This is a genomic window from Herbiconiux ginsengi (genome assembly GCF_900107435.1).
Taxonomy (GTDB): Bacteria; Actinomycetota; Actinomycetes; order Actinomycetales; family Microbacteriaceae; genus Herbiconiux; species Herbiconiux ginsengi.
In genome coordinates, this window is record NZ_FNPZ01000004.1 from 425,208 (window position 1) to 437,108 (window position 11,901).

Sequence of the window (11,901 nt, forward strand, 5' to 3'; positions counted from 1 at the left end):
TGTTCCTTGGTGCGCCCGGGCGCGCCGCCCCGAGCCGTCCACCTCTGGCATCGCCGCCGCTACCGGTGGTCGCCTGCGCACAGCAACGAATGAGAGTCACGTGGTCATCGAGAACCCTTCCGCCACCGGCGCGTCGCACGACGACGCCGAGCGCTACGACTTCCAGGCCATCCAGGACAAGTGGATGCCGATCTGGGAAGACCTGAAGCCCTACCAGAGCGACATCGAGGGCGACAAGCGCCCGCGCAAGTACGTGCTCGACATGTTCCCCTACCCCTCGGGTGACCTCCACATGGGTCACGCCGAGGCCTACGCCCTGGGCGACGTGATCGCGCGTTACTGGCGCCAGCAGGGCTTCAACGTGCTGCACCCGATCGGCTGGGACTCGTTCGGCCTGCCCGCCGAGAACGCCGCCATCAAGCGCGGCCTCGACCCGCGCGAGTGGACCTACGACAACATCGAGCAGCAGCGCACGAGCATGAAGCGCTACGCGACCTCCTTTGACTGGGATCGCGTGCTGCACACCTCCGACCCCGAGTACTACAAGTGGAACCAGTGGCTGTTCCTCAAGATGTACGAGAAGGGGCTGGCCTACCGCAAGGCCAGCTGGGTGAACTGGGACCCGGTGGACCAGACCGTGCTCGCCAACGAGCAGGTGCTGCCCGACGGCACCTCGGAGCGCTCCGGCGCGGTCGTGGTGAAGAAGAAGCTGACCCAGTGGTACTTCCGCATCACCGACTACGCCGATCGCCTGCTCGACGACCTGCGGCAGCTCGAGGGCTCCTGGCCCGCGAAGGTCATCGCGATGCAGCGCAACTGGATCGGCCGCTCCATCGGCGCCGACGTCGACTTCACCATCGAGGGGCGCGACGAGCCCGTCACCGTGTTCACGACGCGACCCGACACGCTCTACGGCGCGACCTTCATGGTGGTCGCCCCCGACTCCGACCTGGCTCAGGATCTCGTGGCGTCGGGTCCCTCCGACGACGTGCGGAGACGATTCGCCACCTACCTGGCCGACGTGCAGAAGTCGTCGGAGACCGAGCGCCAGGCCACCGATCGTCCGAAGACCGGCATCTTCCTCGAGCGCTACGCGATCAACCCGGTGAACGGGGAGCGGCTGCCGATCTGGGCCGCCGACTACGTGCTGGCCGACTACGGTCACGGCGCGGTCATGGCCGTGCCCGCGCACGACCAGCGCGACCTCGACTTCGCGCGCGCCTTCGATCTGCCGATCCGCATCGTGGTCGACACGCTGCAGCCGGTGACCGGGGCCATCCCGGTGCTGCAGGGCGACGAGCTGCCCGATGACTGGCCGAGCGACATCAACGAGATCAACCCCGCCAAGACCGGCCTCGCGCTGGCCGGAGAGGGGCGGCTGATCAACTCCGGGCCGCTCGACGGGCTGTCGAAGTCGAACGCGATCCGCAAGATCATCGAGATCCTGGAGTCGGCGGGCACCGGCCGCCCGGCCAAGAACTACCGTCTGCGCGACTGGCTGATCTCGCGCCAGCGCTACTGGGGCACGCCGATCCCGATCATCCACGGAGCGGACGGCGCGGAGTACCCGGTGCCCGAAGACCAGCTGCCCGTGCTGCTGCCGCCGACCGAGGGGCTGAACCTCACCCCGAAGGGCACCTCGCCGCTCGGCGGGGCCGAGGACTGGGTGAATGTGCCGAACCCGGTGGATGGGTCGCCCGCACTGCGCGACGCCGACACCATGGACACCTTCGTCGACAGCTCGTGGTACTTCCTGCGCTTCCTCTCGCCGAACGACGAGACCAAGGCCTTCGACCCGCGCGAGGTCGACAAGTGGGCGCCGGTCGATCAGTACGTCGGAGGGGTGACCCACGCCATCCTGCACCTGCTCTACGCCCGGTTCATCACGAAGGTGCTGTTCGACCTCGGCTACGTCTCATTCACAGAGCCGTTCAGCGCGCTGCTCAACCAGGGCATGGTGCTGATGGACGGATCGGCCATGTCGAAGTCGAAGGGCAACCTGGTTCGCCTCTCCGACCAGCTCGACGAGCACGGCGTCGACGCGGTGCGCCTCACGATGGCGTTCGCCGGCCCGCCCGAAGACGACATCGATTGGGCGGATGTCTCCCCGGCCGGCTCGGCGAAGTTCCTCGCCCGGGCCTGGCGGCTGGTGGGCGACGTGACGTCGTCTCCCGAGGTCAACTGGCGCGACGGCGACCGCGCGCTGCGGCGCGTGACGCACAAGTTCTTGGCCGAGGCCCCGGGCCTCATCGAGTCGTTCAAGTTCAACGTGGTCGTCGCGCGCCTGATGGAGCTCGTGAACGCGGCCCGCAAGGCGATCGACTCCGGCCCCGGCGGTGGCGACCCTGCGGTGCGCGAGGCGGTGGAGACGGTCGCTCTCGGACTCTCGCTGTTCGCGCCGTACACGGCCGAGGACATGTGGGCGCGGCTCGGCTACGAGCCTTCGATCGCGAACTACGGCTGGCGGGGTGCGGATGCGTCACTGCTGACCGAGGAGACCGTCACGGCGGTCGTGCAGGTCGACGGCAAGGTGCGCGACCGTATCGAGGTGTCGCCGAAGATCGACGGCGCGGCGCTCGAGGAGGCCGCGCGTGCCCTGCCTTCGGTGGCGCGGTCGATCGGCGACCGCGAGGTCGTGACCGTGGTGGCGCGGGCCCCGCGACTGGTCAACTTCGTCACAAAGCCGGCCTCCTAGAAGTTCTCCACAGAAGTCGTCTCCGCGCCCCGTGAGGCGATCCGGGTTCCTAGCCTTGCCGCATGGAAGCTGGGTTCGGATCGCATCGCGGGGCGTCGGCGCGCGGGCCGGAGCCCGGCGGCGACGAGCACGGTCTGGAGCCGCCCGGCGCCGCGGCCGGGCCCTCGGTTCGGGTGCGGGTCGGCATCGGAGCCGCGGTGGTGCTCGTGGTGGTGGGGCTCGTGGCGTCGGTTCTCATCACCGCGCTCTCGCCGGTCGGAGCGGCCACCACGCTCGGTTCCGGTGGAGATGCGGCGGGCGGGTCGCAATCGGCCGGAGCGGGCGCCCCGTCACCGGCCTCGGGTCCGTCCCATCGTGCGGCTCCTCCCGAGCCGGAAGCCGGCGCTGACGCCACGGGTGCGGTGCTGCTCGTGCACGTGCTGGGCGCCGTGGCGTCGCCCGGTGTCTACGAACTCGACGAAGGCGCGCGGGTCGTCGACGCGGTGGCGGCGGCCGGCGGATTCACGGAGCAGGCCGATCAGGCGTCGGTGAATCTGGCGCGGCCGTTGACCGATGGCGAGCAGCTCCGGGTGTTCGCCGTGGGCGAGGCGCCGCCCGCTGCCGCGGTCGGCGGCGATGCCGGGAGCGGGGCCGGCGCGGTCGCCGGCGGGGGAGGCGCCGGTGCCGCGGGCGCCCCCGGTGCGAAGGTCAACCTCAACGCTGCGACCGAACTGGAGCTCGACGGTCTGCCCCGCATCGGTCCGGCCATGGCTGCCCGCATCATCGCCTGGCGCACCGACAACGGCCCCTTCAGCTCGGTCGACGACCTGCTCCAGGTGACGGGCATCGGCGACAAGACCTTCGAAGGTCTGCGCGATCTGGTCACGGTCTGACCGATGCGCGCCGACCTCCGCCTGGCCCTCCCCGCTGCGGCAGCCTGGGCGGCATCCTGGCTCCTGGTGGGCGCACCGGCCCTCGCGGCGTCGGCAGTCGTCGTCGCGTGGGGCGCGACGGCCGCCGCGACCTTGTTTCTCCTCGTTCGCGCGCGGCGACGCGGTTCGTCGTGGCCCCGCACCCGGGGTGCGGCCGAGCGCACCGGCAGCGGCAGGACGAACTCGGCCTCAGCCGCGCCTGCCGCGTCCCAGCCCCTTCTCCGAAACACTGCGGCCGACGCACGGCAGCGCGCGTCCCACCGCGCGCCGCGCGTCGCCGGCCGCACGCGTCGATACCGCGGCGGTGTGCTGCCCGGCATGGTTCTCGCGGCGGCCGCGGTCGCACTCGTGTGCACCTCGGCGTTCGCCCTGGGGCACCTGCGGCATCCCCCTGGCCTCGAAGGCGGCCGCTCGCGGGCCGGCGAAGCCGTCGTCACCGTGACCGGCGTGGCCGAGCCGGCGGCGAGCGCCGCCTTCGGCACCGACGCCGACGGGCAACGGGTGACCGTGGATGCGGTGCTCGAGACCTTCGACGCGGCCGGCACCCGCACCCAGGCCCGCGCGCCGACGCTCGTCTTCGCGACCGTCGCCCACGGGATGCGGCTCCCGATCGGGGCGTCCTTCCGCGTGCACGGCACTCTGACGCCTCTGCCGCCGGGGGAATCGCACGAATTCCTGCTCTTCGCGCGCGACGGTCCGCGGGCCGACCGCGGACCGCCCTGGTACGTCGCCTGGGCCGACGGTGTGCGCACAGGCTTCCGGCACACGACGGCCGGCCTCCCGGGCGACGGCGCCGACCTCCTCGTCGGTCTCGCCATCGGCGACGACAGCGGCGTCAGCCCCGCTCTCCACGACGCCATGACGGTGAGCGGGCTCACCCATCTGACCGCCGTCTCCGGTGCCAACTGCGCGATCGTCGTGTCGGCCGTGATGCTGGTCGGCGGGGCGCTCGGACTCCGGCGGCGCATCCGGGTCGCCGTGTCGATCCTCGTGCTCGCCCTCTTCGTCGTGCTGGTCACCCCGGAGCCCAGCGTGCTCCGCGCGGCCACGATGGCGGCGATCGTGTTGATCGCACTGGCTGCCGGGCGCCCGTCGAGCGGGATGCCGCCGCTGTGCCTCTCGGTGGTCGTGCTGCTCGCGCTGGATCCGTGGCTGGCCCGCAGCGCCGGATTCGCGCTCTCGGTGCTCGCGACCGGCGGCCTCCTGCTGCTCACCCGGCCTCTCGCATCCGTGGGCGAACGATTCCTGCCCCGGTGGCTCGCACTGGCCGTCGCGGTGCCGGTGGCCGCGCAGCTGGCCTGCCAGCCCGTGCTGTTCCTGCTGGCGCCGCAGATCACGCCGTACACCCTGCCGGCGAACATCCTCGCCGAGCCCGCTGCCGCCGCGGTGAGCGTGCTCGGACTCGTCGTCTGTCTCCTCGGGGTCGTCGCTCCGGTCCTCGGCTCCGCAGCGGCCTGGCTGCCCTGGGCGCCGTCGGCCTGGATCGCGGCGGTCGCGCGCTTCTTCGCGAGCGCGCCGTTCGCGGCCATCCCGGTCGCCGACGGAGCAGTGGCAGCCGCTGCGGCGGTCGTGTTCACCCTGCTGTTCCTGGTCGCGGTTCTCGCGGGGCGCCGTCATCCGCGGCTCGCGCCTTTCGCCGGCCTGCTGGCCGCCATGGCCGTCGTGGTCGGGATCGGTGCGGTCACCGGCGCCGCGCTCGCCCGCACCGCGGCGGTTCCGGGCGAGTGGCAGGTGGCCGCCTGCGACATCGGTCAGGGCGACGCCGTGCTGGTGCACAGCCGCGACCGCATCGCCCTGGTCGACGTGGGTCCCGATCCGCAGCCGCTCACCGACTGTCTCGAGCAGATGCACGTGCAACGCATCGACCTGCTCGTGCTGACGCACTACGACCGCGATCACGTCGGCGGCCTCGCCGCCGTGATCGGCCGCGTCGACGTGGCGCTCGTCGGCCCCACTGACGGGCCGGCCGACGAGCGGCTCCTCACCGACCTGCGAGACGGCGGTGCCCAGGTGGCCGACGCCGCCCGTGGTCAGAGCGGCGCCCTCGGCGACTACCGCTGGGACATCCTGTGGCCGCGCGCGGGCGCCCCTCTTTCGGGCAACGAGGCGAGTGTCACGGTGCTGTTCACCGGCCCGATGCGGCTGCTCTTCCTCGGCGACCTGGGTGAACAGGCTCAGGATGCGGTGCGTGCGGCCAACCGGATCGGCCACGTCGACGTGGTGAAGGTCGCGCACCACGGCAGTGCCGACCAGAGCGAACGACTCTACGGCGACATCCGCGCCGTCGCCGGACTCATCTCCGTGGGCGCCGGAAACAGCTACGGCCATCCCACCGACCGGCTCCTCGGCATCCTCGGCCGGGTCGGTACAGGCGCCTTCCGCACCGACCTCGGGGGCCTGATCGTGGTGGCCGGCACCTCCGCCGCCCTCTCGATCTGGACCGAGAAGCCCGTGCCGCCCTAGCACCGCAATCACGAGACGTCGCTTTCCGCGCGATGCGGCGTCGTATGGCGCGGAAAGCGACGTCTCGGCGGGCACGCCGGCAGGGCGTGTCGGCCGTGGCGGCTAGGCTGAATGCCGATCGACGGGAGAGTGAGCATGGCAGTCGCGCGCGGCAGGTCCGCGGCCAAACCGGCCGCGAAAGCGGCGATCCCGCAGCTCGAGTGGAACCAGGTGCGCCCTGCGCCTGTCGTGCTGGTCACGGGAGCCGAGACGTTCCTGGCCGAGCGCGCCATCCGGCAGCTGCGCGACCTGCTGAAGGCCGAAGATCCGAGCCTCGAGATCACCGACGTCGACGCCGCCTCCTACACCCCGGGCGAGCTCCTGTCGCTCGCGAGCCCGTCGTTGTTCAACGAGCCGCGGCTCATCCGGGTGTCCGCGGTCGAGAAGTGCACAGACGCGTTCATCGACGACGCGATCGCCTATCTCGGCTACCCGGCCGACGACACCTCCATCGTCATGCGCCACGGCGGCGGGGTGCGCGGCAAGAAGCTGCTCGAAGCGATCCGCGCGGCCGACGGGGTCGCGATCGAGATCGTGTGCGCCGAGATCAAGCGCGACACCGACAAGTACGAGTTCGCCTCGGCCGAGTTCCGCGCCGCCGGCAAGCGCGCCACGCCGGGCGCCATCCGGGCTCTCGTCTCGGCGTTCTCCGACGATCTCGCCGAACTCTCGGCGGCCTGCGCCCAACTGGTGTCCGACACGGGCGAAGAGGTGACCGAGGTCACGGTCGAGCGCTACTACGCCGGGCGGGTGGAGACGAATGCGTTCGCCGTGGCCGACTCCGCGATCGCCGGCAGCTACGGCGAGGCTCTCGCGCTGCTCCGGCACGCGCTCGCCTCCGGAGCCGATCCGGTGCCCATCGTCGCCGCCTTCGCGATGAAGCTCCGAACGATGGCGAAGGTGCTCGGCACCCGCGGCGGCTCGGGTCAGCTCGCCGGGCAGCTCGGGATGGCGCCATGGCAGGTCGACCGGGCGCGCCGCGACCTCGCGGGCTGGACCAGCGAAGGCCTCGGCCGCAGCATCCAGGTGCTCGCCGAGACCGACGAGAGCGTCAAGGGCGCCGGCCGCGACCCGGTCTTCGCCCTCGAGCGCATGATCGGCACCGTGTCGTCCCGGGGCATGCTCTAGCGTCGGCGGCACCCTTCCAGGCCTTCGTCCGCACGTCTGAGCGCTGCCGGCGCGCTGCGAAGCGCCAGACCGTACGGATGGACGGGGCGATCAGCGGGAGCGCACGAAAAAGGGCCCCGCCGAAGCGGGGCCCGATGCTGTGCGGCGCAGGATCAGAGCGCGGCGACCTGCTTGGCGATGGCCGACTTCTTGTTGGCCGCCTGGTTCTTGTGGATGACGCCCTTCGACGCAGCCTTGTCGAGCTTCTTGCCGGCCACGAGCAGTGCGGCGACGGCGGTGTCTTTGTCACCGGCCACCACGGCGGTGCGGGTGGCGCGGATGGCGGTCTTGAGCTCGCTCTTGACGGCCTTGTTGCGCTCCTGCGCCTTCTTGTTGGTGCCGATGCGCTTGATCTGCGACTTGATGTTTGCCACGGAAGTAACCTCTGTATCTGTATCGGATGAGTGCGGTGCGGTGGTCCGCTGCGGCTGGGCCGCGGAAAGAGCCACTCGCTGTTCGCACCCAGCAGAAACGTGTGGATGCGTAAGCCAACAGGCAACATTACCAGTTCTCGAGCGCCCGAACAATCCGAACGAGCGAGGTACCGTTATAGCCTATGCCCCGTCTCGCATCGCACACCGACTCGGTGCCGCCGTCCGGCATCCGACGCATCTTCGAACTGGCCCAGTCGCTCGACGACGTCATCGCCCTGGTGATCGGTGAGCCCGACGTTCCCGCCGACCCGGCGACCCTGGATGCCGGCTCCCGCGCCTGGCTGGCCGACGACACCGATTACACGCCCAACGGCGGCATCCCGGAGCTCCGCGAGGCGATCGTGCGCGCGGTGGCGGAGCACAACGGGATCCTCACCGATCCGGAGCGCGTCTGGGTCACGAACGGAGCCACTCAGGGCCTTCACCTCGCGATGGGACTGTTGCTCGACCCGGGTGACGAGGTGCTCGTGCCCGATCCGGGCTACACCACCTTCACGATGAACGCCCACCTGCTCTCGGCCACCGCCGTGCCCTACCCCCTGCGCCCCGAGAACGCGTTCGTGCCCGATCTGGCCGAGCTCGGGCGGCTCGTCACCGACCGCACCCGCGTGATCATCGTCAACTCGCCCTCGAACCCGCTCGGCGCCGTCTTCGACCGCCCGACGATGCAGGGTCTGCTCGACTTCGCCCGCGAGCACGATCTCTGGGTCATCAGCGACGAGGTCTACGAACGCTTCACCTACGGCACCGCGCACGTCAGCATGGCGAGCCTGGCCGGTGCGGGCACCGGCGACGACGACCGCGTCTTCACGGTCTTCTCGGCCTCGAAGACCTATGCCCTCACCGGCGCCCGGGTCGGCTGGCTGCTGACGCCCTCGGGCTTCGCGCCCCTGCTCCGCTCGGCGCAGGAGGCCATGATCAGCTGCATCAACACCCCCGCTCAGCGCGCGGTGGTCGTTGCGCTCACGGGCTCGCAGCAGTCGGTGACCGATGCCGCCGCCCACTACCGCGAGAACCTCGCCGAGGCCACGGCCGCCCTGCGTGAGCGCGGCATCCGCTACCTCGATCCGGCCGGCGCCTTCTACCTGTGGGTGGATGTCTCCTACGCCAGCCGGGGCGACGTCGCCGAGTGGGCCGAACGATTCCTGCTCGAGCAGCGCGTCGCGGTGGCTCCGGGCAGCGCCTTCGGGCGGATGGGGGAGGGCTGGATCCGCTTCTGCGCCGCGGCCGCGCTCGACGACCTGCTCGAGGGCATCCGTCGCCTGCCCGAGCCGCCGCGCACCGAGATCCGCCTCGTCCGGCCCGACGAGTACGAGGCCGTGTCGCGGCAGCGCTTCGCCGCCTACGCGCACGACTACGAGATCGGCGGTGAGTACGCCGAGAACGTGCGGGCCGTCGAGATGCACGCCACGGTCGCCGAGGTGTGGGTGGCCGTGGATTCCGCCACCGGCGACCTCCTGGGCTCGGTGACGCTGCCCCGTCCCGGTGAGGCGCTGACCGAACTCGGCCGGGAGGGCGAGCTGGAGTTCCGACTGCTCGCCGTCGACCCCGGGGCCAGGGGCCGCGGCGTCGGGCGCCAGCTCACCGAGTTCGTGCTCGACACCGCGCGTAGCCGCGGCGCGACACGGGTCGTGATGAACAGCGGAACCGACATGGTGGTGGCCCACCGCCTCTACGAATCCCTGGGGTTCGCCCGGATGCCGGAGCGCGAGAATCCGCCCGGCGTCGAGCCCACGCGCGCCTACGGTCTCGACCTCTGATGCGGATCGCCGTCATCGGGGCCGGAGCCGTCGGCGGCGTGATCGCCGCGCTCGCCGACCGTGCCGGCCATGCGGTGACGGTCACCGCGCGGGGAGCCCAGCTCGAGGCAGTGCAACGGAGCGGCCTGCATCTCACCGGGCACTGGGGCGAGCACACGGCCCGGCCCCGCGCATCCGCTGTCCTCGACGAGCGGCCCGAGCTCGCGGTGCTGACGGTGAAGGCTCAGGATGCGCGTGCGGCCCTGGAAGCGAATGCCGATTTCCTGGACGGCGTACCCCTGGTGGTGGTGCAGAACGGGTTGGGCGGGGCTGAGGCTGCGGCGGCGCAGCTGCCGACGACGCCCGTGGTGGGCGGACTCGCGTTGTTCGCCGCCTCGTATCTCTCACCGGGCGAGGTGTCGATCACCACGCCCGCCGCCACCTACCTCGGCCTGCCCGCTGCGGTGCCGCCCCTCGGTCGCGGTGCGGCGCCGAGCCCCGCCGCGCCGTTCACCACTCCCGCGCCGTCCGATGCCGCGCCGTCCACCACCGCGCCGTCCAATGCCGCGGCGTCCACTCCTGCTGCGCCGTCCGATGGCGCGGCGTCCACCACTCCTGCGCTCACCAGCGCACCCGCGCCCGCCTCTGCCTCCCCGCCCGCGTCCCCCTCCGTATCCGCCTCCGCCCCGGCGCCGAGTTCCGCCTCCGCAGCGGCCGACGGCCTCCCGACCGCCTCTGCCGCCTCCGCCCGGTCCGCAGCGGAGGCCGCCCTCCGCCTCGCCACCGCGACCCTCGGCGCGTTCATGCCGATCGAGGTCACCGCGAACTTCGCCGGCGCGCAATGGACCAAGCTCATCGTCAACCAGGTCAATGCCCTCCCCGCGATCACCGGACTCTCCGTGCAGGAGACGATCGCCGATCCGCGGCTGCGCGCCGTGCTCACCGCGAGCATGCGCGAGGCGGTCGCCGTCGCCCGGGCGCGCGATGTGCACTTCGAGACCCTGCTCGGCTTGAGCGATCGTCTACTCCGCATCTTCGCGGCAGCGCCCCGTCCCCTCGCACAGCTGCTCCCCCGGCTGATGTCGCGCCGAGTCGGATCGACGCCGAACCCGGGCTCGACCCTGCAGAGCATCCGCCGCGGCCAACTCACCGAGATCGACCACCTCAACGGCGCCGTCATGCGCGAGGCCCGCGCCGCCGGCGTCGAGGCCCCCATCAACGCCCACCTCGTACGCCTCGTGCACCGAGTCGAGGCCGAGGGCGCCTTCATCACCCCGGAAGAGATCGCGATTTCACTCACACTCCCGAAGTGATGCGCACAGGAAGGCACGCAACAGGCCCTTATCGACGACCCAGGGTGAGCGCGAGGCCGCGAAGCGACCTCACGCGAACATGCCGCGCGGCGCCGGGCAAGGACCGGCGCCGCCCTCGGAGGCCGCGCGAAGCACGGCCCCCGAGGCAGCTAGCACGGCCCCGAGGCAGCTAGCCCAGATACGAGCCCGCCCGCAGCTCGTCCACGAGAGACGGGCCGTTGGGCTCCCAGCCGAGGTCGATGCGCGCTGCCGATCCGGTGGCCTGCTGGTCGAGCAAGAGGGCGTCGGCGAACCCCTCACCGAGGCGTGCGCGCGTCTCCTCGACCGTCGACGGCGCAACCCGCCCGTCGAGCCCGGCAGCGGTCGCCGCGGCCTCACCGAGCTCGCGTACGGTCGGGTTCTGGCCGCTGGCGCCGATGTAGTACGACCCGCCGTCGGCCAGGTCGAAGGCCAGCAGGTAGAGCTCGGCGAGGTCGTCGACGAACACGGTGGTCCAGTGCTGCTCGCCGGAGCCCACGAGCGACAGGGCGGGCGCGACGCCCGAGCCGCGCGGCGCATCCTGGATCACCCGGGGAATGCCCTGCCCCTGGCCGAACACGATGCCGGGCGCGATGATCGTCGTCTTGATGCCCTCGGCGCTGCGCACCCGCGCCTCGATCGGCACCCGCCAGGCGGTGATGGCCGGCGGGTCGAACGGCGTGCGCTCGGTGATCGCATCGCCCGATCCGAACACCCAGATGCCGCCCGTGTGCACGTAGGGCTTGTCGCTGCCCTCGAGCCCGGCGAACACGGCGGAGACGAACGCGTCGTCGGCGGCCGCCGCGTCGGTGTCGTGAGCGGCGAGGTGGATGACCCCGTCGCTCTCGAGGGCGAGGTGGGTGACGAGCTCGCGGTCGGTCAGGGTGCCGAGCACCGCGCGGGCGCCGGTCGCCTCGACCTCCGCGATCTTGTCGGAGTTGCGCACGAGCGCGACGACGTCGCGCCCCTGCGAGCGGAGTTGACGGAGAACGGTGGACCCGATGAACCCGGTCGCGCCGGTGAGGAAGATAGCCATACCCCAATTCAACACAACGATCCGCCCCTCTCTTCCGGACATGGCAGAATAGGTCGTCCCGTCATTCGCCGCGCCCGGCCCCGACG

At 71.6% G+C, this 11,901-nt stretch carries 8 protein-coding genes; 6 read left to right on the top strand and 2 right to left on the bottom strand.

Features of this window, described 5'->3' with window-relative positions; all coding sequences use genetic code 11:
- Positions 1 to 100 precede the first annotated feature (100 nt).
- The 4 genes from leuS to holA all read left to right on the top strand — a co-directional run bounded on the left by leuS (position 101) and on the right by holA (position 7,236).
- Positions 101 to 2,695, top strand: coding sequence for a leucine--tRNA ligase (gene leuS, locus BLW00_RS18350; RefSeq protein ID WP_245741670.1), 2,595 nt, complete (start codon positions 101 to 103; stop codon positions 2,693 to 2,695).
- A gap of 62 nt (positions 2,696 to 2,757) precedes the next feature.
- Entirely contained in the window at positions 2,758 to 3,567 is an 810-nt protein-coding gene (locus tag BLW00_RS18355) for a helix-hairpin-helix domain-containing protein (protein ID WP_092556894.1), read from the top strand.
- Between the two features lie 3 nt (positions 3,568 to 3,570).
- Positions 3,571 to 6,069, top strand: coding sequence for a ComEC/Rec2 family competence protein (locus BLW00_RS18360; protein WP_092556896.1), 2,499 nt, complete (start codon positions 3,571 to 3,573; stop codon positions 6,067 to 6,069).
- Positions 6,070 to 6,204: 135 nt separating this feature from the next.
- Entirely contained in the window at positions 6,205 to 7,236 is a 1,032-nt protein-coding gene (gene holA / locus BLW00_RS18365; protein ID WP_092556898.1) for a DNA polymerase III subunit delta, read from the top strand.
- A 152-nt stretch (positions 7,237 to 7,388) separates the two neighbouring features.
- On the opposite strand, the gene rpsT is transcribed toward holA, so the two are convergent.
- A complete protein-coding gene (gene rpsT, locus BLW00_RS18370) occupies positions 7,389 to 7,649 on the bottom strand; it encodes a 30S ribosomal protein S20 (protein ID WP_092556900.1) in 261 nt (86 codons plus the stop codon).
- 182 nt (positions 7,650 to 7,831) lie between these two features.
- On the opposite strand from rpsT, the gene BLW00_RS18375 reads away from it, so the two are divergent.
- Positions 7,832 to 9,469, top strand: coding sequence for an aminotransferase class I/II-fold pyridoxal phosphate-dependent enzyme (locus BLW00_RS18375; protein ID WP_217634420.1), 1,638 nt, complete (start codon positions 7,832 to 7,834; stop codon positions 9,467 to 9,469).
- Entirely contained in the window at positions 9,469 to 10,761 is a 1,293-nt protein-coding gene (locus BLW00_RS23845; protein WP_245741671.1) for a 2-dehydropantoate 2-reductase N-terminal domain-containing protein, read from the top strand. The genes BLW00_RS18375 and BLW00_RS23845 overlap by 1 nt, the downstream gene beginning before the upstream one ends.
- A gap of 169 nt (positions 10,762 to 10,930) precedes the next feature.
- Here the strand turns inward: BLW00_RS23845 and BLW00_RS18385 are convergent, their stop codons facing one another.
- A complete protein-coding gene (locus BLW00_RS18385; RefSeq protein WP_092556902.1) occupies positions 10,931 to 11,815 on the bottom strand; it encodes an NAD-dependent epimerase/dehydratase family protein in 885 nt (294 codons plus the stop codon).
- Positions 11,816 to 11,901: the final 86 nt, after the last annotated feature.